General features: G+C 64.2%; 26 protein-coding genes. 19 read left to right on the top strand and 7 right to left on the bottom strand.

Features of this window, described 5'->3' with window-relative positions; all coding sequences use genetic code 11:
- The 3 genes from ychF (at nucleotide 1) to ACRVY7_RS15445 (ending at nucleotide 1775) form a co-directional block, all read left to right on the top strand.
- Entirely contained in the window at nucleotides 1-1080 is a 1080-nt protein-coding gene (gene ychF, locus ACRVY7_RS15435; protein ID WP_049698527.1) for a redox-regulated ATPase YchF, read from the top strand.
- A 132-nt stretch (nucleotides 1081-1212) separates the two neighbouring features.
- The gene (locus tag ACRVY7_RS15440; RefSeq protein ID WP_431817685.1) at nucleotides 1213-1410 is read left to right on the top strand and encodes a type II toxin-antitoxin system VapB family antitoxin; all 198 of its coding nucleotides are present in this window, start codon (nucleotides 1213-1215) and stop codon (nucleotides 1408-1410) included.
- The gene (locus ACRVY7_RS15445) at nucleotides 1407-1775 is read left to right on the top strand and encodes a type II toxin-antitoxin system VapC family toxin (protein ID WP_431817686.1); all 369 of its coding nucleotides are present in this window, start codon (nucleotides 1407-1409) and stop codon (nucleotides 1773-1775) included. The genes ACRVY7_RS15440 and ACRVY7_RS15445 overlap by 4 nt, the downstream gene beginning before the upstream one ends.
- Before the next feature lie 58 nt (nucleotides 1776-1833).
- Here ACRVY7_RS15445 and ACRVY7_RS15450 read toward each other — a convergent pair whose 3' ends face one another.
- A complete protein-coding gene (locus ACRVY7_RS15450) occupies nucleotides 1834-3822 on the bottom strand; it encodes a hypothetical protein (protein WP_431817687.1) in 1989 nt (662 codons plus the stop codon).
- A gap of 361 nt (nucleotides 3823-4183) precedes the next feature.
- Here ACRVY7_RS15450 and ACRVY7_RS15455 point away from each other — a divergent pair, with 361 nt between their 5' ends.
- From ACRVY7_RS15455 to ACRVY7_RS15470, 4 genes are all read left to right on the top strand, one after another.
- Nucleotides 4184-4537 carry a DUF1801 domain-containing protein gene (locus tag ACRVY7_RS15455; RefSeq protein ID WP_431817688.1) on the top strand — a complete coding sequence of 118 codons (354 nt, stop codon included), beginning with the start codon at nucleotides 4184-4186 and terminating at the stop codon, nucleotides 4535-4537.
- Between the two features lie 156 nt (nucleotides 4538-4693).
- Complete coding sequence (locus ACRVY7_RS15460) at nucleotides 4694-5140, top strand: acetyltransferase (protein ID WP_431817689.1); 447 nt, start codon at nucleotides 4694-4696, stop codon at nucleotides 5138-5140.
- Complete coding sequence (locus tag ACRVY7_RS15465) at nucleotides 5137-5679, top strand: putative immunity protein (RefSeq protein WP_431817690.1); 543 nt, start codon at nucleotides 5137-5139, stop codon at nucleotides 5677-5679. The genes ACRVY7_RS15460 and ACRVY7_RS15465 overlap by 4 nt, the downstream gene beginning before the upstream one ends.
- On the top strand, nucleotides 5672-6139 hold the full coding sequence (locus ACRVY7_RS15470; protein WP_431817691.1) for a GNAT family N-acetyltransferase: 468 nt from the start codon (nucleotides 5672-5674) through the stop codon (nucleotides 6137-6139). Before ACRVY7_RS15465 ends, ACRVY7_RS15470 begins: the two co-directional genes overlap by 8 nt.
- A 452-nt stretch (nucleotides 6140-6591) precedes the next feature.
- On the opposite strand, the gene arr is transcribed toward ACRVY7_RS15470, so the two are convergent.
- Nucleotides 6592-7002: an NAD(+)--rifampin ADP-ribosyltransferase gene (gene arr / locus ACRVY7_RS15475; protein WP_431817692.1), complete on the bottom strand. Its 411-nt coding sequence runs from the start codon at nucleotides 7000-7002 to the stop codon at nucleotides 6592-6594.
- Between the two features lie 192 nt (nucleotides 7003-7194).
- Between arr and ACRVY7_RS15480 the strand changes: the two genes are divergently transcribed.
- The 6 genes from ACRVY7_RS15480 to ACRVY7_RS15505 all read left to right on the top strand — a co-directional run bounded on the left by ACRVY7_RS15480 (nucleotide 7195) and on the right by ACRVY7_RS15505 (nucleotide 11567).
- Entirely contained in the window at nucleotides 7195-7662 is a 468-nt protein-coding gene (locus tag ACRVY7_RS15480; protein WP_431817693.1) for a hypothetical protein, read from the top strand.
- Between the two features lie 140 nt (nucleotides 7663-7802).
- Entirely contained in the window at nucleotides 7803-8240 is a 438-nt protein-coding gene (locus tag ACRVY7_RS15485) for a VOC family protein (RefSeq protein WP_431817694.1), read from the top strand.
- 47 nt (nucleotides 8241-8287) lie between these two features.
- Nucleotides 8288-8629: a DUF1801 domain-containing protein gene (locus ACRVY7_RS15490; RefSeq protein ID WP_049698520.1), complete on the top strand. Its 342-nt coding sequence runs from the start codon at nucleotides 8288-8290 to the stop codon at nucleotides 8627-8629.
- 138 nt (nucleotides 8630-8767) lie between these two features.
- Nucleotides 8768-9727 (top strand): glycoside hydrolase family protein, encoded by a 960-nt coding sequence (locus tag ACRVY7_RS15495; RefSeq protein ID WP_431817876.1) that lies wholly within the window; start codon nucleotides 8768-8770, stop codon nucleotides 9725-9727.
- Between the two features lie 78 nt (nucleotides 9728-9805).
- Entirely contained in the window at nucleotides 9806-10753 is a 948-nt protein-coding gene (locus ACRVY7_RS15500; RefSeq protein WP_431817695.1) for a TIGR03564 family F420-dependent LLM class oxidoreductase, read from the top strand.
- A 52-nt stretch (nucleotides 10754-10805) separates the two neighbouring features.
- Nucleotides 10806-11567, top strand: a complete 762-nt coding sequence (locus ACRVY7_RS15505; protein ID WP_431817696.1) for a fructosamine kinase family protein — start codon at nucleotides 10806-10808, stop codon at nucleotides 11565-11567.
- A gap of 53 nt (nucleotides 11568-11620) precedes the next feature.
- On the opposite strand, the gene ACRVY7_RS15510 is transcribed toward ACRVY7_RS15505, so the two are convergent.
- From ACRVY7_RS15510 to ACRVY7_RS15525, 4 genes are all read right to left on the bottom strand, one after another.
- Nucleotides 11621-12796, bottom strand: coding sequence for an NADH:flavin oxidoreductase/NADH oxidase (locus ACRVY7_RS15510; protein WP_431817697.1), 1176 nt, complete (start codon nucleotides 12794-12796; stop codon nucleotides 11621-11623).
- A 138-nt stretch (nucleotides 12797-12934) separates the two neighbouring features.
- Nucleotides 12935-13873, bottom strand: coding sequence for an alpha/beta hydrolase (locus ACRVY7_RS15515; RefSeq protein WP_431817698.1), 939 nt, complete (start codon nucleotides 13871-13873; stop codon nucleotides 12935-12937).
- 200 nt (nucleotides 13874-14073) lie between these two features.
- On the bottom strand, nucleotides 14074-15540 hold the full coding sequence (locus ACRVY7_RS15520) for a S1C family serine protease (RefSeq protein WP_431817699.1): 1467 nt from the start codon (nucleotides 15538-15540) through the stop codon (nucleotides 14074-14076).
- A 79-nt stretch (nucleotides 15541-15619) separates the two neighbouring features.
- Entirely contained in the window at nucleotides 15620-17806 is a 2187-nt protein-coding gene (locus ACRVY7_RS15525; protein WP_431817700.1) for an ArnT family glycosyltransferase, read from the bottom strand.
- A 646-nt stretch (nucleotides 17807-18452) separates the two neighbouring features.
- On the opposite strand from ACRVY7_RS15525, the gene ACRVY7_RS15530 reads away from it, so the two are divergent.
- Complete coding sequence (locus ACRVY7_RS15530; protein ID WP_431817701.1) at nucleotides 18453-19622, top strand: LCP family protein; 1170 nt, start codon at nucleotides 18453-18455, stop codon at nucleotides 19620-19622.
- Between the two features lie 116 nt (nucleotides 19623-19738).
- The gene (locus ACRVY7_RS15535; protein WP_431817702.1) at nucleotides 19739-21154 is read left to right on the top strand and encodes a purine-cytosine permease family protein; all 1416 of its coding nucleotides are present in this window, start codon (nucleotides 19739-19741) and stop codon (nucleotides 21152-21154) included.
- Between the two features lie 72 nt (nucleotides 21155-21226).
- On the opposite strand, the gene ACRVY7_RS15540 is transcribed toward ACRVY7_RS15535, so the two are convergent.
- Nucleotides 21227-22807 carry a helix-turn-helix domain-containing protein gene (locus ACRVY7_RS15540; RefSeq protein ID WP_431817703.1) on the bottom strand — a complete coding sequence of 527 codons (1581 nt, stop codon included), beginning with the start codon at nucleotides 22805-22807 and terminating at the stop codon, nucleotides 21227-21229.
- Between the two features lie 86 nt (nucleotides 22808-22893).
- Between ACRVY7_RS15540 and ACRVY7_RS15545 the strand changes: the two genes are divergently transcribed.
- The 4 genes from ACRVY7_RS15545 (at nucleotide 22894) to cynS (ending at nucleotide 26124) form a co-directional block, all read left to right on the top strand.
- Nucleotides 22894-23412, top strand: a complete 519-nt coding sequence (locus tag ACRVY7_RS15545; RefSeq protein WP_064870429.1) for a nucleoside deaminase — start codon at nucleotides 22894-22896, stop codon at nucleotides 23410-23412.
- A complete protein-coding gene (locus ACRVY7_RS15550) occupies nucleotides 23409-24389 on the top strand; it encodes an isopenicillin N synthase family dioxygenase (protein WP_431817704.1) in 981 nt (326 codons plus the stop codon). Before ACRVY7_RS15545 ends, ACRVY7_RS15550 begins: the two co-directional genes overlap by 4 nt.
- A gap of 144 nt (nucleotides 24390-24533) precedes the next feature.
- Complete coding sequence (locus ACRVY7_RS15555) at nucleotides 24534-25604, top strand: PHP domain-containing protein (protein ID WP_431817705.1); 1071 nt, start codon at nucleotides 24534-24536, stop codon at nucleotides 25602-25604.
- A gap of 67 nt (nucleotides 25605-25671) precedes the next feature.
- On the top strand, nucleotides 25672-26124 hold the full coding sequence (gene cynS, locus ACRVY7_RS15560; RefSeq protein ID WP_005207731.1) for a cyanase: 453 nt from the start codon (nucleotides 25672-25674) through the stop codon (nucleotides 26122-26124).
- The last annotated feature ends 12 nt before the right edge of the window (nucleotides 26125-26136 follow it).

A 26136-nucleotide genomic window follows, 5' to 3' on the forward strand; every position in this document is an offset into this window, starting at 1 on the left:
GTGAGTCTCACCCTCGGCATCGTCGGACTTCCCAACGTCGGCAAGTCCACCCTTTTCAATGCGCTGACCCGTAACGACGTCCTCGCGGCGAACTATCCGTTCGCCACGATCGAGCCCAACGTCGGCGTGGTGGAGTTGCCCGACAAGCGACTCGACCGCCTCGCCGAGATCTTCGGCAGCGAGCGCATCCTTCCCGCAACCGTGTCGTTCGTCGACATCGCGGGCATCGTCAAAGGCGCCTCCGAGGGCGAGGGCATGGGCAACCAGTTCCTGGCCAACATCCGCGAGGCCGACGCCATCTGTCAGGTCGTCCGTGTCTTCGCCGACGACGACGTCGTGCATGTCGATGGCCGTGTCGACCCGTTCGCGGACATCGAGGTCATCGAGACCGAGCTGATCCTCGCCGACATGCAGACACTCGAGAAGGCCATTCCGCGGCTCGAGAAGGAAGCGCGCAAGAACAAGGACCAGGCCGAGGTGCTTGACGCCGCGAAGAAGGCCCAGGAGATCCTCGACTCAGGCAAAACCCTGTTCTCGCAGCAGGATTCGTTCGATCTCTCGTCGGTGCGCGAACTGCACCTGATGACCGCCAAGCCGTTCCTCTATGTGTTCAACGCCGACGAGTCGATCCTGACCGACGACGCCCGCAAGGCCGAACTCAAGGCCGCCGTCGCACCTGCCGACGCGGTGTTCCTCGACGCCAAGGTCGAGAGCGAGCTACTCGAACTCGACGAGGCCGACGCTCAGGAACTGCTCGACTCCATCGGGCAGGACGAGCCGGGCCTGCGCTCGCTCGCGCGGGCCGGATTCCACACGCTCGGCTTGCAGACCTACCTGACCGCGGGGCCAAAAGAGTCGCGCGCGTGGACAATTCACCAGGGCGACACCGCACCCAAGGCGGCCGGCGTCATCCACACGGACTTCGAAAAGGGCTTCATCAAGGCCGAAATCGTCTCGTTCGACGACCTCGACGCCGCCGGCTCGATGCAGGCCGCCAAGGCCGCGGGCAAGGTGCGCATGGAGGGCAAGGAATACGTCATGCACGACGGCGACGTCGTGGAGTTCCGGTTCAACGTCTGACGTATTCCGCTTCAACGTTCTTTGGCTTGTGCGCCGTGAAACACGGTGACGGTGCGCGGTGTGGAGACGTGGCGAGAGCGAGTCCTCGGTGGCATCATTATTGACATACTTTGATGCGATTGGAGATGCGGCATGCGCACCACGGTGACCCTTGACGACGAACTCCTGGCCAAAGCAGCCGAGCTGACCGGGGTTCATGAAAGGGCGGCGCTCATCCGTGATGGGCTGGAAGCCTTGATCCGCATTGAAAGTGCGCGCCGCCTTGCTGCGCTCGGCGGCACCGATCCGACAGCTGAGGCGGCTCCGCGTCGTCGGTCGTCGGTCGAATGATCCTGGTTGATACGTCGGTCTGGATCGACCATCTGCACGCCAAGGACGAGCGTCTGACGAGGCTGCTTGCCGACGACGAGATCGGCTGTCACCCACTGGTTGTCGAAGAACTCGCACTGGGATCGATCGCTAACCGAGACGTAATCATCGATCTGCTGAGCAATCTCGTCCAGTTTCCGGTCCTGACTCATGCCGAACTGCTGCACCTCGTCGAGAGTCGAAAGCTCTGGGGCCGCGGGCTGAGCCCGGTCGACGCCGGGCTGCTGGGTTCGGCGATTCTTGTTGACGGCGCGACGCTGTGGACGAGGGACAAGAGGTTGCGAGCAGCATGCGTCGATGTCGGGGTGGATTGCGTTCTCGAGTGAGGTTATCGCCGTCGTCACGTTGCGGAGTTCCGGATTAGCGTGTAGCCCGTTCTCGGGGCTACATCACGCATACAAAATCAATGCCTGTCCAGTCTTGACTCTTGGCGCGTTCAGCCTCAGCTATGCAGAACTCGTCATTCATCTTGATCACCAGCGCAATCACCAACTTTAGCGCCGTTATGTATGCAGCGAAGTGAGTGTCCTCGCCAGCCTCGCTGGACTGCACTCCGTGGAGATATCTGTTGCGCAGCTGGGGGCCGTTGGTGAAGTCAACTGCGTTGAGGACAAAATTGAAATAGTTGGACTCTGCGTCTGTTAGGAGGGTTGTTCGTCTGACTGCCCACCCCTTCTCCACCATCGAATCCGCGGCTGCTCGCCCATGCGCTGACAGGTGGTAATAGCTAGCGGCTTGGGTCGTGAATAGCGCCTTGAGAATGAGCGGTGCCTGCATGTCCGAAAACTCTATATTCCCATCTATAATTTTAATTACGCCCAGATTGATCAAGTAATCAACGGCCGGGCGTTGGTAATCATGAAAATCAGAGTATTTCTGATTTTGTCGCGCTAAAAGTGCGGCGGCACTTTCTGCGTTAGTTTTCTCATCTATGTATGTGAGTTCTGATTGATCGGAAAACAAGAGGTGTAGGATTCTTGTGATCTCGTCGTGTTCCGTGGCGTAGATGTAGTTGCCTTGAAGAAGGCTCGGAATTCTCTTGTATTGAGCTGGTTCGGTGATCGCCAGGAGCTCCCGATCGACCTTGCCTTCGTTGGCAAACATGGAGAACTGGCTTGCCAGGCCTTCCATCTCGGCGAATAGGTGGCGAACGCGTTGAAGGTACGAGCTACTCCCGTTGGATGGCGAGAATGTGAAGCCTTCCGCGCCGTACTGCTCAGTAATGTATGATGCGCAGAACCACGCGATGACCTGCTCGAGATCGATTTCTTTCTCTTCCAAGAAGTTGCGATACAAGATCGTCTGGACTTGGGTTGCGTTGTCAACTACTTGGGCGGATGGCGTCGCCAAGTATTCGTTCTTGCCTCTGACGCCGATGAGCCTTTCCAGGACCCCAACGTGAGCAGGGTAGTAAGGGAACCTAAGTATCGCAGCGTGGTCGGCGAACTCAAACAGGTGGAGAAAGTTGTTTAGAATGCTTGGATAGTCGAGTGTGTCTTCTAGCCAGCTTCGAGAGTATGTGTATCTGTAGGTTAGGCGGTCGGAATCGTCGATCTCAAGCTTGTCGGGCTCGATTTGGTCGTCGACTATTGCTACCTCCCACCCAACCTTGAGTCCGATTCCTGGAGAAAAGATCTGCTCTTCTAGCGTAGTGCTGCGCCGCTTCGCCTCAAGCTTGAGTCTCGCATCGATTCCAATAGTCGAATTATACCGTGCAGTGGCGAGCAGTCGGATGTAGTTCAAATTCGGGTTATCGCTCTGGATGTAACTAGTAAAAATTGCCTTGATATCGTCTGCGTTTAGACTCTTTGGAAGGTGGATACGCGTTTTGGTGTCACCCTGCAGGTACTTCTGAATAAGGTACTCGGCATTCTTTGGCGATGCCAGAATGGAATCACGAAGTTCGGTGTCATAGGCATTAACTAACGGCTTGTTGGTGAGTTGGTCTCCCAGGTGTACGCCTGCCGTTGTGAGTGCGGGCAGGACAGTATCGGCTCGGCAGCGCTTGAAGACTTGGTGGCTGGACAAGAGATCGAGGAGGTCGATATGAAACTCGCGGCCGACCCCGGCCACTCTTGCTTCGATGTTCTTGTCATCGATTTCGGAGAAATAGCGCGCCACCGTGCTCCGAATCAGCGGAATCCGCGCTGTGAGATTGCTGTGCCCTTCTGTGTCCAAGTCTATGGATATCAGCCCGTGTTCGAGGTACTGCTGGACGTTATAGAGCTCGAGGACATCGTTGATGTCCGTGGCCGGGTCGGTAGAGTTGAAAGTCTCAGCAATCTGGGCCGCTCTGGGCGCGTACCAGCCGACAGAGAGGTCGTGTGTGCTGTAGAACCGCACTCGTCGTGGCTGATCGTCTGCTTCTGCCATCTCAAACTCCGTACGTCGAGGTCTTATTCTGTGTGATTGTGCAGCAGCGGTACGACAGTCGGGCTTGTGTCGGGCATGCAGACGTGGTCGGAAACGAAAGCTGGTGGAGTTCCGGTTCAACGTGTAGTGGCGTCGTGCCTCTGCGTTGCAGGCTTGGCCACGCACTTACTCGCGCCCACCCGCGGCGGTGAGTTAGCCTGATTCGCGGCAGGGGGATCCTGCCGACTGCACTTCCAGGCACAGATGCCTGAATCATTGCGGAGAGGCCCGACTCACTCGGGACATGTCCGGATGGGGTGTGGCGCACCAGTGCGCCGACTTCACAGCCGATGTGTGACATCGGTTGACGAGAGGACATGACATGGCATCGAAGGATGAGAAGAACCTCGCGGCGGTTGCCGACAAGATCGCGAAGATGAAGGAGCCTGAGCGCTCGCTGGTTCAGCGGGCGCACGAGGTCATCATGGCCGCCGAGCCAACGCTGAAGCCGAGAATTTGGTACGGCATGCCCGCGTACGCCAAGTCGTCGAGTTCGCCTGCGCTGGTGACGCTGCGTAACGACGAACGCATCAACCTCGCCCTCACCGAGAAGGTCACGCTCAACCCGGGTGGCGGCATCGACGGAACGCTGATGCCGGCGGCATGGTACTTCGACACCCTCGACGAATTCACGGAGAAGCGGATCGCGGACATCGTCCGATCCGCGCTTTCCTGAATACGACGAACCGAGACCGGCTGGGCCGCGCTGTGCTTCGAAACGCCGCGGCATTTCACGACGCCGCAGCATGCGGCGCGGTCCGGCCGCGTACTTTGTACGCATGCCCATAGCTGTGCACGCCAGACGTTTTCGCACGCTGCTCGGGGCCGCTTCGTGATTGTGCGGATCGCGGTCCCGGATGACCATCCGCGGCTCGTCGAAGTCTGGCGTAGCGCCGTCGATGCAACGCATTACTTTCTGCGGCCGGCGGACCGAGACGATATCGAGCAGCACCTTGTGGCCGACTACTTTCCGCACGTGCGGCTGGTCGTCGCAGAAGTCGACGGTCAGGTCGTCGGCTTCGCGGGTACAGCGGGGGACACCCTCGAGATGCTGTTCGTCGACGCTGCTCACCGGGGAACCGGTGTCGGCAGCGTGCTTCTCGCCCAAGCCGTCGACGACTGCGGAATCACCCGTGTGGATGTCAACGAGGACAACGTCGACGCGGTCGGGTTCTACCGTCGCCGTGGGTTCGTCGAGTTCGAGCGCAGCGCACTCGATGACCAGGGCAGGCCATACCCGATACTTCGGATGGTCCGAGACGCATCAGGAAACCCGTGACATCGATTCAAACACTCAGCGAAACCGACCGTCGACTGGTGGCCAGGTGGGCGGTCGCATGCGCCGAGCGGGTGCTCCCGCTTCTCGAGGCCGACGACCCTGCGCGCACCGACATCGATGACGCCCTTGCGCGAACACGCGCCTACAGCGCGGGACTCGGGACCAGTGCGGAGGAGATCGCCAAGCGGATGGTCGCGGTCAAGGCGGCGGGCGCAGCGAGCACGCCGGCTGGCGCCGCTGCGGCACGAGCAGTGGCGCAGGCATCGGCGGTGGCACACTTGGGTGCCCACGCACTCGGAGCCGCCGCGTACGCGGTGAAGGCAGTCGACCTGTCACACCGCGACAACCCGTCAGCCATCGACGACGAAATACGTTGGCAGCTAGCTGAATTGACAGATGACGAGCGGGCAGCCCTGCGTCAGCTCCCGGCGCTCGGCGCTGATTCGGCAGGTCCGCTGGGGCAGGGCTTGCTCGCGCGCGGCATTCTCGGTTCGACGATCCGCGAGCTCCAGACGAACATCGGAACTCGTCGTGGCTGACGTGTCGCGACTCGGCGTCGACGACGCCGGCGAGTTGCTGACCCTGCAGCGAGCGGCGTACGTCACCGAGGCTCAACTCCACGACGACCTGACGCTTCCCGCACTGACGCAGTCCGTCGACGACCTCGTCGCTGAACTGGAGCTGCCCCACGTGACTGCATTGGGAATCAAGCTGGGCGCGAGGCTCGTTGCAGCACTGAGACTTTCGGTGCATGGCGAGGTCGCCGAGGTCGGCCGACTGACGGTGGTCCCCGATCTGCAAGGGCGAGGCCTCGGCAGCAGGTTGCTCGCCGCAGTCGACGACTGGGTGCCTCCATCGGTCACGCGAGTCGAGTTGTTCACCGGCGAGCACAGCGTCGCGAACATCCGACTCTATGAGCGGAAAGGTTTCGTGGAGTTCAAGCGCGAGAACGTCGGGAGCTACGACCTCGTGTTCCTCGCAAGGACAATCGCCCATTAGTGAGGTGGTCGGGCGCGCCGCCGCTACCCTCGACCACATGCCCATCTCGCTCGAAAACGTCGGCATCGCCGGGATGTGTATCCGTAACACCATCATTGGCGAATCTGCTTCGTTTGAATGGATTCTCGTTTAATTAGATTGAGGTGCCGTAGATGTCGAAATCGTTGACTCCCACAAAGGCTAATGTGATCAATCCGATTCACCCGGGAGAGGTGACAGTGGATATCGCACTTGGCGTTGGACTACCTGCCGCGGGTCGATGTGTATGTTGCCGACATGGGCGGTCTCGCGGTTGGCTTCGCAGGAGTGTCAGGGGCGAGCCTGGAGATGCTCGGCGTGGTTTCGCCGTCATCGGTAGAAGTGAGCTGGACGACCAAGGTCGCCCGTACCCGCGTCGGACAACGACTTTCGCCACATCGCGGGCGTGACATGGACTCAGGGGCGACGTCGATTCAGTTGATGATCTCGCCGCGCTCCTCGGTCCGCAGTATGGCCAACCGATCCCGCCAATCCTGCAGGGCGTCCGGCGTCAGTCGCGTCCAGTCCTCGACCTCGCCGGCGACCCGAAGTGGCGCCGCGCTCCGATAGGAGCGTGTTGGATTCCCTGGGAACTTCTTGTCCGTCACGTTCGGGTCGTTCTCGAACTCGCCGGTCGGTTCGACCAGGTAGACGCGCGGCTCACCGTTGCCCGCGGCGAGCTCGGCGGCCAGCCCGGCACCGTCGCGCAGGGCGGTGAAATAGATGTGGTTCATGACGACCTCGGGTCGGTAGTTCGACCGGAAGCCAGCGGTGAGCAGGTCGCCGGTCGTCAGGTCGGCCTTCGTCCCGTGGAAGAACGGACCATCGTCCAACGTCTCGCCCATCGCTTCAGGCTACCCAGATCGGGAGTGTCGGCGGGCTGTGTCCCGATGGTCGGACGCATCGTCGACCATCACTGCGGGTATCGCGGACCCGTTGACGAGTAGTTCGCTACGCATGCACCGCGGCGCGGCGGAGCCCAACATGAGAGCCGCGGCAATCGTCGCCCTGACAACACTTTTCAGATGAGGCCATCAATGTCCACACGTGCTTCTCGTTCTGTCTTCGCAGTGACAGCGGCTGCCGCCGCACTTCTGGCAATCGGCGGATGCTCCGACGACTCGTCGTCGTCGTCGACCTCAGGTGCCACCAAACCCGCCGCTGTCGCAGCATCGGGTGACAACTACTGCGATTCCTACGCGACGATGGTCAAGCAGACTCTCGACAGGATGAACTCGATCAACATGACAAGTGCTTCCGGCGTCGCGAGTGCCCAGGCCGCTGCGACGTCGGCCGCTGCGGAAGCCGAAGTGACCGGTACCCAGTTGATGGATATGGCGCCGAATGACGTCAAGGCGCTGTGGAAGCAGATGGAGGCGGCCAACCAGAGCGGTAACACCGATGCGATCGAGGACATCCCCGGAAAGATCAACAGCTGGGCGCTGGCGAACTGTCCGGCCAAGTACAAGTCGGTCCTCGACGAGTATCAGAAAATCGTTGGGTGATCAGCTTCATCGCCGCTGACGTGTCGCGGCTCTCGCAAGGGTAATCGCCGTTGGTGAGGTCGTGGCCCGCGCCGCGGCTCTCGCAAGGACAATCGCCCATTAGTGAGGTGGTAGGCCGCGCCGCCGCTACCCTCGACCACATGCCCATCTCCCTCGAAAACGTCGGCATCGCGGTCGAAAGCCTCGACGCCGCAGTTGCGTTCTTCACCGATCTCGGCCTCACAGTCCTCGGACGCGACGAGGTCAGCGGCGAATGGGCCGACACCGCAGTAGGACTCGACGGAAACCACGCGAAGATCGCGATGCTCGCCACGCCAGACGGCGCGGGGCGCCTCGAACTCTTCGAGTACATCCACCCGGACGCCATCGAGACCTCGCCGACGCTGCCCAACGAGATCGGCATGCATCGCGTCGCGTTCTCCGTCGACGACATCGACGACGCCCTCGCCATCGCCGCGCGGCACGGATGCCATCCGCTGCGCGGCGTCGCCAACTATCAGGACGTCTACAAGCTCACCTACGTGCGCGGGCCGAGCGGAATCATCGTCATGTTCGCCCAAGACCTGACGAAGCAGTGACACCCGAGTACATGAATCCCGTTGGCGCACCGACTACGGTGACCTGCATGGCAGACGACTGGCGCGAATCGCGGGCACACGAGATGCGCACCCTGATCATGCGCGCCGACCCCGACATCACCGAAGAGGTCAAATGGCGCAAACCCTCCAATCCGGATGGCGTTCCGACATTTTCGCTCGACGGCCTGATCTGCACCCTTGAGACCTACAAGGACAAGATCAAGCTCACGTTCGCCAAGGGAGCGTCGCTGCCAGATCCGGCGAAGGTTTTCAACGCCAGCCTCACCGCAGGGACTCGCCGCGCCATCGACATCAAGGAAAACGACACTCTGGACGACGACGCATTCGTCGCCCTGGTGCAGTCAGCGGTTGCCCTCAACCGGGAATGACCGGCGCCCGCCGCGATCTGCTGTCAACGACTTTCCGTATCCAACCAAGCGCAGTTTCCATAACGATTTCGTCGGAAGCCGCTCGAGCGCGTGCACCCGCGCGACGACCTGGTCAATACTGCACCGGTGAACTTCCGCATGCGATCGATGTTCTCCGCTCTGCCGGTGGTGCTGCTCGCCGTGATCGGCCTGCTGCTTTCCGGCCCCGGCACCAGCGCCGCAGCGGGTTGGCGCTACACGATGGTGGGGTTCAGCAACACCAGCGACCTGTACATGGACGTCTATCAATCGTCGAATGGCACCGACTTCACTCCGCTGGCGAAGCCCGCGTACCGCCCTCCGACCGGGCGAGTGCGTGACCCGAGCATCTTCCGCCACACCGACGGCTTCTACTACGTCACCTACACGACGGTCGACGGCGCGAACATCGGATTCGCGCGCAGTAGTGACCGCGTCCACTGGACATTCGTGCAGAACGTGCCGGTGCCACTGTGCTGCGCGTTCCTTCCCGGCACCGGCGACGGCAAGGGCCTTGGTTCGTCGAGTGGCCCGGGATCGTCCGGTTCAGCGGGTTCGTCCGATGGCCCGTCGCTCTCGCCGTTCACAACCAAGGCGTGGGCGCCCGACTGGTTCGTCGAAGGTGGACGGGTCAACGTCGTCTTCTCGATGTCGACGGGCGGCGGATTCGTGCCCTACATCATGACCGCTCTCGACCCCTCGCTGCGGTGGTGGAGTCCGCCGATTCCACTCAATGGACTCGGTGCCGACCACATCGACACGACGATCGTCAAGGTCGGCTCGACGTATCACGCGTTCACCAAGAACGAGACCAAAAAGGTTGTGCAGCACGCGGTGTCGTCGTCGCTCTACGGTCCGTACCGGTTCGTCACTCCTGGCAACTGGGGCACCTTCGTGGAAGGTCCTGCCGTGACACAGTTACCCAGCGGTGCATGGCGGATCTATCTGGATGCCTACAAGCAGGGCAAGTACTTCTACTCCGACAGTTCCGACGGAATGCAGACGTGGTCGCCGGTCAAGGAACTTCCGGGCGTCTCCGGTTCGGTTCGCCACTTCGGCATCCTGCGCGAGCCGGCGTAGATGAGCAGCGCTTCCAATCACGTTGGGCGATAAGGCGGCAGGCGGAATCTTGCCGACGAGTCGAGGCTTGTTCGATGCATGAGTATCGGAGTGTCGCTATCGACGTTTGCCGCTGACCCGACGACGACCAACGTCATCGACAGGGCAATCGAACTGGCAACGGAAGCTGAAGAAGCCGGCATTGATTCGGTCTGGTTCGCCCAGCAGTTCGGCTACGACGCTGTCACACTCGCCGCGCTCGTCGGCACGCAGATCCCCGACATCGTGGTGGGCACGTCGGTCGTCCCGATTCACCCGCGCCATCCGATCCACCTCGCTGGAGCCGCAAAGACCGCCGCCGCTGCGACGGGCAACCGATTCCAGCTCGGCGTCGGACTCGGTGCTCCGGCGTTCACCACACCGACATTCGGAGTCGACCCGGGGCCGACGATCCCCGCGCTCCGCGAATACCTCACCGCGCTCCGTTGCCTGCTTGACGGCTCCGACGAGCCGTTTCACGGTGACCCCCTGATCTCCGCTCCGCCGATCAGCACTCGCGTGGCAGGCGTAGACAAACAGATTCCTCTCGTCGTGGCAGCGATGGGCCCGCGGGCGCTTCAGGCGACAGGCGAACTCGCAGATGGAACACTGCCATTCCTGGCCGGTCCCAAGGCAATTCGCGAAGTGATCGTGCCGACTATCGCCGCGGCAGCTCGGAAGGCGGGTCGTGCCGCACCCCGCGTGATCGCCGCTGTGCCCGCCGTCATCACCGACGACGTCGACGCTGCCCGCACCGCAGCGTATTCCGCAGGTGAGTTCTACGACCGCATCCCGTCGTATCAGCGCATCATCGCGGCATCCGGGCACGAGCGTGCGGGCGATCTGTTCCTCATCGGCGACGAGTCGACGGTTCTCGCCGGTCTGCAGGGGTACCTCGACGCCGGCGCAACCGAACTCACCATCACGCAGGCAGATCTCGTGGGTGACGACGCGCGCGCCCGCACCTGGGCGAGCATCGGCGCGTGGCACACGAGCGGCGCGCATTAGCCTCCATGCCCGCTGGATCTCCGCACGCGCGATACCGGGGTATCAAGGAGTCATGGCCTCCTCGACATTCACCAAGCACACCTCCGGACGGCCCGCGCGTTGGGAGGTGGCCGGCCTGCGGTGGCTTGCCGACGCCGTACCGGCCGGTGGCGCGAGCATCGTCGACGTCGTATCCACCGACGAGTCGACGCTGACCGAGCGCCGCGTCGAATCGAGTTCGCCAGGCCCCGACGCCGCAACCGATTTCGGTCGACGACTGGCCACCACCCACAGCCTCGACGGTCCCGCCCGCTGGGGGCAGGGCCCTCCCGGATGGGACGGCCCCGGATATCAGGGGCCCAACGAGCACCTGCTCGAACTCTCGTTGGTGGCTCACGACACCTGGGGCGAGATGTACGCCGACGAACGACTGATGCCACTACTGCCCGACAGTGGTTTGCGCGGTGGCGACGCGAGCATCGTCGAGAAGCTCTGTGAACGTTTGCGGGAGGGCGACTTTGACACCGACGACGCTCCCGCACGCCTCCACGGCGATCTGTGGTCGGGCAACGTGATGTGGTCGCCGGACGGGTGTGTCCTCATCGACCCATCAGCGCATGTCGGCCATCGGGAAACCGATCTCGCGGCACTCGCGTTGTTCGGTGCCCCGTATCTCGATCGAATCCTCGAGGGCTATCAGCTGACGTATCCGTTGGCAGACGGCTGGCGCGAACGCGTGCCGCTGCACTACCTGTCGATGGTGCTCATGCACGCCGTGGTGTTCGGCGGCGGTTATCGCGGGCAGGTTGTCGAGATCGCGCGTCGCTACGTGTGATTTTCGGCGGTCGCCGACAACGTCGTCGACGCTGTCGGCGACTACCGACCGAATCAGGCGGAACGCAGCCGCGCGGAAGGCTCCGCGGCGGGCGGTAGCCCGATACTCGCGTCGTACCCGCGGAAGTTCTCGAGCCACCACCGCCAGTCGTCAGGCACCAGTTCGAAGGGCGTCGGGTGGCCGAGTTCGCGTGCGGCCCACACCGGCCAGTGCGGGTTGGACAGCGCTGGACGACCCAGGAACACCAGGTCGACCAGTTCGTCGCGGATGACCTGGTCTGCGGTCTCGGGAATGCCGAGATTCCAGCTCGTACCGACGGGAATCTGCAGCTGAGTCCGCACCCGGTTGGTCTTCTCGACCATGAATGCTTCGCGGCCCATCGGCGGATCGATCATCTCGTCGGTGTTGAAGCCGAGAGAGATGTCGGCGAGATCGAGTCCGTGCTCCTTCATCCAGCCGATCGCGACCAGCGAATCGTCGAACTGGGTTCCCGCCGGATTGAGATCGTCTGCGCCGAGTCGCATGGTGAGCGGATACTCATCGGGCCATACCTCGCGCACCGCATCGAGCGCCTCGAGGTGGAATCGCGCCCGGTTCTCCAGCGAACCGCCGTACTGGTCGGTGCGGTGATTGGCGATCGGCGAGAAGAACTCGGCACCCAGATAGCCATGGGCGAAGTGCATTTCGAGCCACTGGTAGCCCGCGTCGAGTGCTCGGCGCGCAGCGTCGGCGTACTTGCGATGCAGCGCCTTGATCTCATCGACGGTCAGCTCGTGGACGGGCCAGGAGTGGTCGCCGCCGTACGGGATGGCCGACGGCGCAATGCACTGCCAGCCGTTGGGGTGATCGGCAGGTAGCTGCGAGTTGCCCGGGAATCCGGGGTAGCTCTTGTGTGGTGCCACCTCACTGCCCTTGCGGCCGGTGTGACCGAGTTGGATGGCCGGCACGGCTCCGAATCGTTTGATGATGTCGGTCACCCGACGGTGGCCGTCGATCTGATCGTCGGACCAGATTCCCGCGCACTCCGTGGTGGTTCGACCGTCGGGGGTGATGGCGATCTGCTCCGGAAAGATCAGCCCGAAGCCACCTGACGCGCGAGCGCCGAGGTAGCTCACGTGATAATCGTCCATCTTCCCGTCGTGCGACGCGTACATGGTCATGGGCGACATCACGATGCGATTGCGCAGGGTGACGCCTTTGAGGGTGAAGGGAGAGAAGAGGTCTGGCATGAGGTGTCTCCGAATAGGTGGTCCCGAATGGGTTCGAAAACAGTTCATCCCAACACTTTTGCGTGATCATTACCGCGCGCGTGTCTTCGGGTAACGCTCACCTCACACCGACCGGCGACGCCGCGTGAGGTTCGCGAGTCAACGGTCTCTGAACCAGCCGGCGCTCTTTGCGCGCCAGGCCATTTCCTCCCAGTACCCCCAACTGTGAGTGCCAACACGTGGATAGTCGGCTGTGATCGGGAGACCAGCCCGATTCGCCGCGAATTCGAACGCGCGCGTCTGTGCCTGCGCGAGCACTTCGAGCGGAGTTCCCTTGAGCGAGTTGGAGATGTTGGTGTCGCGATTGCCCCAGATGGCCGATCCGGCAGCCACCCGCACACTCAGTCCACGCAAGCGCGGAGCCTGGACGAACGGATCGTTGTCGAGCCACCGTGTGCTCCACGGGGGACCCCACATGTCGTCGGAATTAAACGGGCCGACGCCCGCCTCGAGCCCGGCGTCGAGGAGTGTGAGCCGGATGGCTTCCCGCATCCCCGGTGCCGACAGATTCAGGTACCCCGACATCGAGAACGCGTGCGAGATGCGCGCGTGGTGATAGGCGCCGTAGATCAGCGCGGCGTTGCCGCCCATCGAAATTCCCATGATCGCGTACTTGTGTCGCGGTCCGACGTCGAGCCCCTGTCGGTCGAGCATTGCGACCAAAGTGTCGAGGCGGCAGGTCCACCGATAGCGATAGCCCATGTTGCTGAGACTGTTGCGCGCATTCCAGTCGGTGTAGAAGCTCGCGAGACCGCCCGCGGGCGCTACCACGTTGACCCCGCTATCGGCCATGGCGCCGACGTTGGTGCTCAGCTTCCATCCGCTGGCCGACGCCGTCACGCGCAGTCCGGAGAGCGCGATCACGGTCTTGTAGTTGCCCGCACGCGTCCACATGTCGACCGGCGTGGCAGGCATGCCGCACCCGCTGAGAGTGGCGCGACGGTATACGGCGGCGTCGGCAGTGCCCGCTCCGACAATGCCCACGCCGAGAGCCGCGGCGATGACGGCGATCAGGGTCGTGATCCGCGTGTGGCGCATGGGCCGAGGATCTCACGATGAGCCCGACGACTTACCCGATTCGGAGGACGAACCGGCGCGGAACAGCTGGCGAGTTACCCGGCCCGTCGCTTGCGGTTGCCCAGAGGCGCGGAATCCGCGCGTCTGGGCAACCGGAAATCGAGCGTGGGGGTCATCGCGCAGTCAGAGCGCGGGGACGCTGCAGCCGGCCGCGGCGGCTATCAGGGCAGCCCGAAACCGAACGGCAGGCGACCGCCCTCGCGCTGCCGACCGGAACCGCTTCCGTCCGAGCCGTCTCCGTCGGAGCCGTTGCCGCGCTCGGAGATCGTTGTCTGTTCCTTGTCGACGGTGCTGCCCAGTGTCACCTGGATGGTCTTGGTCTGTCCGCCGGAACTGACGGTCACGGGCACGGTTTCACCGGGGGAGTGCGTGAGGATCTGCGCCATCAGGTCGGCGTAGTTGCCGATGGTGGCGTTGCCGATCTTGGTGATCACGTCACCGTTCTTGATGCCGGCATCGGCAGCCGGACCGCGTGATTGCACCGACGTGACCTTGGCTCCGTTGACCGCATCGTTGCTCGATGCGAGCGAACCCGACACGCCCAGAACAGGTTTGGTGGCCTGTCCGTCTTGCATCAGTTCATTCGCGATGCGCTTTGCCGTGTCGATCGGAATGGCGAAGCCGAGGCCGAATGCCTGCGGGCCGCCACTGCTGCTCTGTCCGGTGTCGACGGCCGAGTTCACAGCGATGACCTGTCCTTGCAGATTCACCAGTGGCCCACCGGAATTGCCCGGGTTGATCGGAGTGTCGGTCTGTAGCCCGTTGTAGACGGTGACCGAGCTGCCCTGTTCGTCACCCGCGGTCACGGTCCGCGACAGTGCGCTCACGATTCCGGATGTCACAGTGTTGGAAAGGTTTTCGGGACTGCCGACGGCGACCACCTGCTGGCCGACCTGAAGCGACCCGGAATCGCCGATGCTCGCGGGGGTGAGCCCCGACGCGCCGTCGAGCTTGATGACCGCGATGTCGTACGACGGAGAAGTGCCCTTCACGCTTGCGGGATAGGTCTTTCCGTCCGGGGTGGTCACCTGGATCTTCGCGCCGCTGCCGACGCCCGACACCACGTGATTGTTGGTGAGGACGTAGCCGTCCGGCGAGAGAATGATGCCGCTACCGACCGCTGTGCCCTGGCTGGTTGCGACCTTGATGTCTGCCGTCGACTTCGACGCCACCTGTGCGGCGTAGGTGAACGAACCGGGTTGCGCGTCAGCGGCATTGGTTGCCGCGGCGGGTGCTGACGCGATGACGGGAGCGTTCGACGACGAGCCGTTGTCGAGAAGGGCATACCCTCCGACGCCGACGAGGCCACCGACCAGTCCGGCCAGCACCGCCGTCGCGACAACCGGCTTGGCGATCCCGCGGGATCGCTGGGCAGGCGCCGACGGTGTCGGAGCGCTCGCATATGCGCCGGGGAACTGCCCGGCCGTGGGATGAGGCGCAGTGGGATGAGGCTCAGGGGGATAGGTCGCGGTGGGATGAGGCTCTGTGTAAGGGTTCTCGTAGGGTGCGCCCTGCCACGATGTCCCCGGGTCGGTTGCGGTGCCTGGGTCGGTTCCGTGGTGTCCCTGATCCGGGTGGGGCCCCTCGATCGGTGAGGTGTCGGACTCGTCGGGCGTGTTGCTGTTCACGAGACCACACTGCCGTCCGCTACTGAGAGCATGGTCAGTGCGAAATTCTGAATTTGCTGACAAAACAACGGTGTTCTCCTCAGCTTTGTGCCAGGTGATGGGTACGACGACGGGTCGTCGAATGTGTTTCCGGCCGTGCGGTGCCGGAGTTCTGTTGTGCCGAAGTGGTGTCCGCCGACGCCGCCGTCGTGCCTGTGCCCGGCCGCGCGCTGAGGTCGTACACCGTGTAGTCGCCGACGGTGCGGGCAGCGTAATGGCTTGTGACCCACTGCCCGATGGGTGCGGTGACGGAACTGCCTCGTCCGCTCGCGCGTTGTCCGCCGCCGAACCCGTCGGTCGCCATCGTCGCGCTGCGTGTTTCGGTTCCGGACTCACGCGGGGTGGTCACCACGTAGTAGCCGATCTCCTTGTCGGCCACATACTTCTGGAACTGCGCGAGCGTCGGCGTCGGATCGTTGGAGAATCCGCCGATACCCATGACCGGGACGCGGGCGTCGAGTTCGAGCGACGCCGCGCTCGACGTCCTGTTGGTGGCCGCAGCCCAGCGCGCGGAACTCGATTGCAACAGACGGTCCAGTTGGGCCGAATCCGCGGCGGTGCCCATACCCCCGCCGCCTGTGCTGTGTCCGGAAGAGCTGTGGCCGGAAGTACCGTGGCCAGAGGTGTCGCGCCCAGAAGTGTTGTGCCCGGGCAGTACCGACGGCCCGCCGCCCGTGTGTGCCACGGTGTCGCCGTTGATCGCGAACGCGGCCGGAGCCGAGAGGACGGCCAGCACACCGCATCCGGCCGCGATGAAAGCGACGGGCCGACGAGCGCGTGTTGGCACGGCAGCAAGTACCGCGGCCGCGACGGTGACAAGCAGTACCGCCCACCGCAACCAGGGAAGCCACGACGATTCGCGGTCGAGTAACACGAATGCCCAGACGCCGCCCGCGATGATCATGGCTCCCAGTCCCACACGCGCCGTGATTGCGCGCCACACGGTCGCCGAGTCGCGGGCGCGCCACGCCTCGACGACCCCGATTCCGACCAGTCCCGCGATGGGCGGCGCGATCGCGAGTGAGTAGTAGGGGTGAACCGTTCCGCTCATGTAGGACAACACAATTCCGTCGAGCAGTAACCACAGTCCGAACAGCAGCGCGCCTGCGCGCACGAGGTCGGTGCGTGGTGCACGGCCGCGAAGAGCGAGCACCACCACCAGCGCGATGAGTGCTGACGGCAGTAAGAACGAGATTTCCGCTCCGAACTCTCCGGCGAAGAGTCGGCCGATGCCGGGGGCGCTACCGAACATTCCGCCGCCGAGACCATGTGCGAGAGAGGGGTTCTGGCGCATGAATTCATCCAGCGCGGCATCGGTGGGACCGTCCGCGTGGCTGTGACCCTGGATGCGGTCGAGTCCGTTGTAGCCGAGCACCAGGTTCATGAAGTTGTTGTCCGTCGAACCAGCGAGATACGGGCGCGACGATGCCGGCCATAGGAGCGTGAGCACCACATACCATCCCGATGCCACGACGAGTGCGAGCGCTGCTGCCCCGAGATGCCAGATGCGCCGACCAAGCGTCGTCGGGGCGGCCAACAGATAGACGACGCCCAGTGCGGGCAACACCATGAGTCCTTCCAGCATCTTGGCGAGGAACGCGAAACCCAGTGCAACACCGGCCAGTACGAGCCAGCGCAATGACGCCCGAGACGTCGCTCGCACCGTGCAGTAGGCGGCCGCGGTCATCAGCAGGACCATCGCGGCGTCGGGGTTGTTGAATCGAAACATCATGGCCGCCACGGGAGTCAGCGCAAGGGCTGCGCCCGCGATGAGTCCCGCTGTCCTGCCGGAGATACGGGTCACCGTGGCGTAGAGCAGAGCGACCGATGCGACTCCCATGATCGCCTCGGGGATCAGCATGCTCGCGGACGAGTACCCGAAGATCTGTCCGGAGATCCCCATGATCCATTGCGACACCGGGGGTTTGTCGACGGTGATGAAGTTCGACGGATCGACCGATCCGAAAAGTACGGCCTCCCAGTTGCGCGACCCCGCCCACGCCGCACCCGCGTAGAACGAGTTGGCGTTTCCGTTGACGGTGATGTTCCAGAGGTAGAGCACAGCGGTGCCGACGAGGAGTGCAGCGAGGGCTACACGATCACGGGTTGTCGCGCGGGGCAGGCGATTGCCGTCGGCGCCGATCTCGAGGTCGTCTGTTCCCTGCGGTGCGGCGAGATGGGAGGTGCCGTTGGGAAACGCAGCTGCGGCTGGGGAGGCTGGGGTCACGAACACGATGGTGCGGCCGATGTGCTGAGGTGCGGCTGAGGCTGCGCTGCCAGGTAGCTGTGAGCGCGGAAATGTGTTCTCACCAGGGGTGTTTCAGTGTCCGATCCGTCCGGAACGTCGAGTACTCAGGGCTCTCACAGACGGTGTCACTACGGTGACCCAGTCGAGGTGGGGGAGTCCGCCCGAGGCCATTGATGCCGACCAGTGATGTCATCCTGTGATGCCGATCACGGGCGCGGCAGTGAACTATCGAGAAAGGGCGGAATCGGTGGAGCAGGAGGGAACGTCGCGCTATCGCGCGCGCCGCGCACCCTCCGGTGACCGTGGTTTCCGTGGCTCCGACGGTCGGCGCCTGACTGCGGGCGAAGTCGCTGCACGACGGTCGCGTATCCCTACGAAGCCGCCTGTGCCGCAGCAAGCGCCGCCCCGACCGGAACCGCGAACGCGGTGGGAGCCGGTCGACGATCTCACCCAGCCCATTCCGCAGGTCACCACCTCGCGCCGCACGCGCAGGTCCGCCGCGAACGATGAAGCTCGCGCCTCGTCCCGCACCCGCTCGTCTCGCACCCGCTCGACGCACCGACGCCCAGCGGCCGGCCCGCAGCGCCGGTCGTCGGCAGTGCGAATCGGGCGGATCGCGGTCGCGATGTGTTCGGTCGCGATCCTTGGCGTCGTCGGACTCGCGTGGGGCACTGTTACACACGTCGCCGGAGGGTTCGGCAGGTCGGCAGCATTGGCCGGCGGACCAGCGTCGAGCGGCGGGGCCGAGAACATCCTGCTGATGGGTCTCGACACCCGCAAGGACCGCGACGGCAACAATCTGTCACCGGACATCCTCAAGCAGCTTCATGCCGGAGATGGCGACGAGGGTGGCTACAACACCAACACCCTGATCCTCGTGCACATCCCGGCGGACAGGAAGAACATCGTCGCGTTCTCGATTCCGCGCGACGACCTCGTCGATGTCGACGGTCTCGATGTGAGCCAGGCCAAGATCAAGGAGGCATACGGCCGCAAGAAGGCGATGGTCGAGGACGAACTGACAACACAGGGCATCACCGATCAGGCCACCCTCGAATCACGTGGACGTGAGGCCGGTCGTGCCGAGACCATCGAGACGGTGCGTCAGCTCACCGGGGTGCCGATCGATCGGTTCGCCGAAGTGAGCCTCGTCGGCTTCTACGACATATCCAAGGCGCTCGGCGGTATCGACGTCTGTCTGAATCATTCTGTCCGCGACTCTTATTCGGGCGCTCGGTTCCCCGCGGGGCGCCAGCACCTCAACGCGTCGCAGTCGTTGGCCTTCGTGCGGCAGCGCCACGGACTCGACAACGGCGACCTCGACCGCACCCACCGACAACAGGCGTTCCTCCTCTCGGTGATGCATCAGGTACAGAGCACCGGAATGCTGACCGACCCCGGAAAACTCAACAGACTCAGCACGGCGCTCAATAACGACGTGGTGCTCTCCGACGGGTGGGACCTCATGTCGTGGGGTCAGCAGATGCTCGCACCGAGCGGCCAGCGCGTCAGCTTCCGCACGCTTCCGGTCGAGCGTTACGACACGGTCGACGGCCAGGACGTCAACATCATCGACACCGCAAAGGTGCGCGACCAGATCCAGACAGCCTTCGGTATGAAGTCGGCGTCGACGACGTCCAGCGCCTCGGCAGCGTCACCGTCCGCCGAGTCGTCTTCCGGTTCGACGTCGACGAGCGATCCCGCCGACGACGAGACGACGGCGTCGCTCGACGGTCCCGCGCCGGACTCGGGCGGAGCCGTGAGCAGCGGTTCGGCCATTCCCTGCGTCGACTGAGTGAGCTCGGCGTCGGGTCGATCGATGCTCGACCGTCGAAATGTCGCGCCTGCGGGCGGGTGCAACGGACAATCCGTCGGTTGCCGCTCCCGACGCGACGCAGCACAGTATCCGCCATGAGTACAGACGCACCCGCCGACGACGATGCCGCAATCACGCAGTTGAACTACGGCAGCAAAGTCCTCGCCGTCGAGCCAGGTGGCAACGAGCCGATTCCGGTGGAGGCCCGTCACGGGTCGCCGCGCGGGCTCTTCTGGACGTGGACGGCACCCAACCTCGAATTCGCCACGATCTTCGTCGGCGTGCTCGCTGTGGCCGTGTTCGGTCTGTCGTTCTGGCAGGCCGTCGCCGCGGTCGTGCTCGGCAACGGACTCGCCGCGGTCGCCCACTACCTGCTGTCGGCCGACGGGCCACTGCACGGGGTGCCGCAGATGGTGCTCGGTCGGCTCGCCTTCGGATATCGCGGCAACATCCTGCCCGCGACGTTCATGGCAGTCATGTGCGGCGTCGGCTGGTTCGCGACCAACAGTGCCAGTGGCGCGTTCGCGTTGTCGTCGTTGTTCGGATTCACCCCGCTCGTGGGGTTGATCATCATCGTCATCGTGCAGACCGCGTTCGCGTTCTTCGGGCACAACCTGGTGCAGCGATTCGAGCGGATCGCCGCGCCGATCCTGGCGGTGATCTTCTTGATCGCCGCGGTGATCATCTTCAGCAAGTCGCACCTCGACGCGCCCCCGTCGTCGGGCGGCGGTTTCTCGATGGCGGGCTTCTGGCTCACCGTCGGTGCCGCGTTCGGGTACACCGCGGGCTGGACGCCCTACGCCGCCGACTACACCCGCTACCTCCCGCCGACCGTGTCGCGCGTGCACACCGGCCTCTACGCGTCGCTCGGCTTGTTCGTCTCGTGCACCGTGCTGATGGTCGTTGGTGCGGCGTCGGTGACGATCGGTCCGGCGACGTCGGACAACCCGACCGCCGCGTTCACCGCGAACCTGCCGACGCTCGTCGCGGATCTCACGTTGCTCGCCATCGCGGTCGGCGCCGTCGCGGCCAACGCGATCAACGTCTACTCCGGATCGATGGCGTTCGTGACCATGGGATTCAAGCTGCCGATGAACACGCAGCGCGCGCTTGTCACAGTGCTGTTCGGCATCGTCGGATTCCTGGTGGCCTGGTGGGCACTTGCCGACGCCGCGGCGTCGTACGAGGCCTTCCTGCTCTTGGTTGCCTACTGGATCGGTCCGTGGCTCGGTGTGGTCTTCGCCGATCGATTGCTGCGCAAGAAGCGTCCGTCGTTGGACCTGCTGTACGACACGCGCTACGTGAACAGGGGTGGACTCGCCGCGTTCGTCATCGCGCTCGTCGGATCGGTTCTGCTGTTCTGCAATCAGGAGAAGTTCGTCGGGTACGTGGTTCGCGCGGTTCCCGAGTTGGGTGACATCGGCGCGTTCGTCGGGTTCGCAATCGCATTCGTGGGGTATGTGATTCTGGCCAGGAAGAGCGTCGAGGAGTCGCAGCGCACATACGTCTGACGACACAGCCTCTCGCTGTCACACACGCGGACCTTCCGCCGAGATTCGGTCTCGGCGGAAGGTCCGCCTGTGTCAGGCGGGCGCGCGAGCTCCGGCGCCGTCGGCGCGTAAAGCGCTGAATGCCAACAGAATCGATGCATACATCTCGGGGTCTGTCGGGTCGAATCCGAGCACTTCGCGCACACGGTCGAGACGCTGATAGAGGCTTTGGCGTCCAATGTGCAAGGCCTGCGCCGAGCGAGTTGCACTGCAGCCGTTGCGCAGATGCACCTCGAGTGTGCGTGCAAGATGTGTCGACGACGCCGCGTCGTGGCGGACGAGCGGATCGATGAGGTCGATTAGTTCGTCGCGTGCCGCAGCAGACATGGTGCTTGCCGCGGCGTCGACGGCCAGAGACCTTGCGGTGAACACGCGCCCGGCAACACTCTTGGTCTGCACGGATTCGACTGCGCTGCCCAGTCTTTCGGCACAGGTACGCAGCGAGTCTCCGATCGATAGCGACAGTCCTGGCCCCGGCCCGGCGTCAGCGGTCGCACACGGTTGGCCGACGACCACGGTCACGCGGCTGGCGTGTGCACCGATGTCGGTGAACGCCGTGCGGACGCAGTCGACGGCGTCGTGGTCACCGGTGGGAGTCGGCATCACGACGAGGCCGTACACGGTGGCGTCGACGGTCTCGAAGACCACACCGCCGAGCGTGGCCGCGGCACGACTGAGCGCACTCTCGGCCATGCGTGAATCGGGCGACTCGACGACAACCGGCACGATCTGCGTCGACTGGGCCACCGGGGCGCCCGAACCCGACAGGCGAGCGAACAGATCGGCGCGTCGAATCGGGCGCGACGCCAGCAGTTCCTCGATGAGTCGCGACGCGACCGCGGAGCGTCCGATGCCTCCACGTACGAGTGCCGACGTCAGTGGACCCGCCGCACAGCCGAGGAGCATCGCGGCGCGTTCGCCGGGGATCGGTGTGGCGCCCGGACCTGCGATCAATCGTGCGATCTCGCGTCCGCGCGCGATGATCGATGCCGATGCGATTTGACCGTCGACGGCCCGCCACGCTGATCGATCGTCGTCGACGCCGTGCGCGGCGATCAGCGCACCTCCGGTGCCCACCAACACGATCGGGCAGTGCGCGGCGTCGGAGACGTGTTCGAGCATCTTGGCGACGCCACCGCCGGAGGCCATGTCGTCGTGCAGGGTGGTGTCGAGCTCGCCACGTAACCGCAGGTCGGCGAGTTCTGCAGACACGATGGCCGTGTTGGAGGTGCGGCACATCGTGATGAACGGCACCACACGACGTAGCTCGATGATCGGCAGCCGCCGCGCAGATCCCTCCCGAATGATCTCGTCGGGAACGCTGTCGAAGCTGCGTCCGATCTCGAAGGCGAGCGCCACCACACCACGTTCGGCCAGCTCGCGGACGTAATGGCGGCGGGTGCCCGCGTCGAGGCCAGCCAATCCGAGTCCGGTCGTCAACAACAGTTCACCGCCCGAGAGCAGGGGACCTATCTCGTAGATCTCGCTCGAATGCACCCAGATCACGGGGCGTTCGAGGCGATCGTGCGCGGTGAGCACGTGCGGATCGGCGTCGATGAGGTAGTCGTCGATGATCTGTCGGAGCGAGAGCGTCGACGCCGGCCGTTGAAGCATGGATAGACGATATGCACGTTGAGGTTGGCGCGCGACACGACGGACTGTCGGTTGAACACGACGACGTAGCCGCGCACAGTCGAATCATGCTCTCGCGACATGGGACGACGTCCACGTTCGACGCCGTGGCTGCGCTCGATACCGCCTACCGACAAGCCCAACTCGGCCTCTCCGAAGGGGGCATCCCGATCGGGGCCGCGCTGTTCAGCGCCGACGGCACCCTCCTCGGTGAGGGACGCAACCGTCGCGTGCAACACGACGACCCATCGGTACACGGCGAGACCGACGCCTTCCGCGTCGCGGGCAGGCAACGCGACTACTCGTCGACCATCATGGTCACCACGCTGGCGCCGTGCTGGTACTGCAGTGGGCTCATCAGGCAGTTCGGTATCGGTGCGGTGGTGATCGGGGAGAACCGCACCTTCGACGGCGGGCAGGAGTGGCTGCGCGACCTCGGCGTCGACGTGACGATTCTCGACGACGAGCGGTGCGTCGCGATGATGACCGACTTCATCGCCGGGAATCCCGCGCTCTGGAATGAGGACATCGGTGTCGTCGACGCCGGAGTGAACGCGGCACGTTCCGACACGGGGAGTCTGCGGTGAGCGGGGAGACGTCGAGTCCGATCCTGACCGTCGACCTCGCGCAGTGGCACGCGGGCGGCGAAGGCGCTGAGGCTGTGTGCGCCGCGGTGGACGAGTCGCTGCAGAAGGCGGGGTTCCTCCTGGTGACGGGCCACGGAATCGATCCGGCGCTGCCAGCAGCGCTGCGCGCCACCGCCAGGGAGTTCTTCGCCATGTCGCCGGAGGTGAAAGGGCAGTACGCCGTCGGCGTCGGTGGTCGAGGCTGGATCGGCCCGGGCCTGGAGGCCAATGGCTACTCCGAGGGCACCGAAACACCTCCCGACCTGAAAGAGACCTACAACTCGGGGGCGCAGACCCGCGTCGGCATTCCCGAGGTGGACGACTACTGGTTCGCGCCGGACGTCTGGCCCGCGGAGGCGCCCCGACTGCGTGAGCTGTTCACCGCCTGGACCGCGGCGTGCAAAAAGCTCTCCGACGACCTGCTCGCCCTGATGTCCGCATCGCTGGGACTCTCCGGCGACGACAATCCGTTCCGCGACCTCGCGGGCTCGGCCACCTGGACGTCGAACATCAATCACTATCCGCCCATGACCGACGTCGGCGAGCCCGAGCCCGGTCAGTACCGCATCGGCCCGCACACCGACTTCGGCACCGTGACCATCCTCGACCGCGAGCCGGGCGCGGGCGGACTGCAGGTCTACAGCGAGCAGGGCGGTTGGGCGGATGCGCCGTACGATCCGTCTGCGTTGACGGTCAACATCGGCGACCTGCTCGAGTACTGGTCGGGCGGCCGCTGGCCTGCGGGCAGGCACCGCGTGCTGCCGCCGCAGGCCGACGCCCCGGAGGAAGATCTCGTCTCGTTGATCTTCTTCTACGAACTCGACCACGACGCCGTCGTGACGCCCCTGAACCCTCCCGTCGGCAAGGTCGCGGGCCGGCCGCCGGTGATCGGCGGCGACTTCATCCGCGAACGGCTCGACGCCATCACGGTCGGCTAGCGCCGCGTCAGATTTCCATCGACTGGGCGCTCTATCCTGCCGACTGTGCGCTCTATCCGGTCGACTGTGCGCTGAAAGCGGTTGAGTGGGCGTCGAATTCGTTCGAGAGTGCGCTGCTGGGTCGGGCGAGGCTACTGTCGGGGAATGCGCTCACTGATCCCGCTCGCCGCGCCGATCGATCCCGCGCAGGCGCTGACGAGGATCGCGTGGTTGCTCGAGCGCGACAGACAGAGCAGCTACCGAGTCGAGGCGTTCCGGCGCGCAGCCGCGACGGTCGTCGAGGTCGGTGATGACGAGATTCGACGACGCTCCGCGGCGGGTTCGCTGACCGCGTTGTCGGGCATCGGCAAAACCACTGCAGCCGTGATCGACGAGGCCGTGTCAGGGGTGCTTCCCGACTACCTCGACGGGTTGCAGGTCGGAGCCGATCCCATGGTCGACCCCGCAGCGGACTCAGGCGACCTGCTCTACGAGGCGCTGCGCGGCGATCTCCACGCACACACCACGTGGAGCGACGGCGGTGCGTCCATCGACGAAATGGCCTCGGCGGCAAGCGCTCTCGGACAGCAATGGCTCGCGATCACCGATCACTCGCCCCGTTTGACCGTCGCCAACGGACTCTCGGCGGAGCGTCTCGATGCCCAGATCGGCGTCATCGAGCAGTTCAACGCGCGCGGCGACGTCGACCTGGCCGTGTTGACCGGAATCGAGGTCGACATCCTCGACGACGGCGCGCTCGATCAATCCGCGGAGATGCTCGAGCGCGTCGACGTCGTGACAGCGTCGGTGCACTCGAAGCTGAAGATGGACGCGGCTCCGATGACCCGACGGATGGTGGCTGCAGTCGAACACCCTCGCGTACGGGTGCTCGGGCACTGCACGGGGCGGCTCATCACCGGCGGACGCGGTACGCGTCCGCAGTCGACATTCGATGCGCACCAAGTGTTTTCGACGTGCCGCGACACCAACACCGCCGTCGAGATTAACTCTCGACCCGAACGCGTCGACCCTCCCGACGACCTGCTGACCCTGGCACGTGACCTCGGCTGCCTGTTCGCCATCGACTCCGACGCCCACGCGCCCGGCCAACTGGAGTTCAAAGCACTCGGCGCCCAGCGCGCGGAGAAACTCGGCATCGACGCCGACCGCATCGTGACGACATGGCCGCTGGACCGCCTGCGCGCATGGTTGGGCGACGCCGACGTCGTTGCATGACCGCACCTCGCAATAGACCGACCATCAGATCGACCAACCATCCATATCACCAACAAGGGAGCGACCGTTGAACCCACCGATCATGTCCAAATCCGACGCCGCCGAACTCATCGTCGCAGCGCGACTGCGTGCCGGTCTGACGTGGGCCGAGATCGCCGAGCGCATCGAGGCGCCACTTGTGTGGACCGTTGCCGCGCTACTCGGCAAGCATCCTGTACCTGCGGAGAAGGCCGAAATCGTCTGCGAGATACTCGGTCTCGGTGAGGGCGTCGCAGAGAGCCTTCGGCTACAGCCCGCTCGGACGCGCGACGACGAACTGACGTCCGACCCCACGATCTACCGCTTCTACGAGGCGCTCGCGGTGTACGGTCCCGCGCTCAAAGAGCTCATCCACGAGGAGTTCGGTGACGGCATCATGAGCGCCATCAACTTCAAGGTCGACATCGCCAGGAGGCCCGACCCCGACGGCGACCGCGTGGTGGTCACCTTCGACGGAAAGTTCCTCGATTACCGCTGGTGAGCGCGATCCTGT

This window comes from Gordonia jacobaea, assembly GCF_965344965.1.
In the GTDB taxonomy this organism is placed as follows: Bacteria; Actinomycetota; Actinomycetes; order Mycobacteriales; family Mycobacteriaceae; genus Gordonia; species Gordonia jacobaea.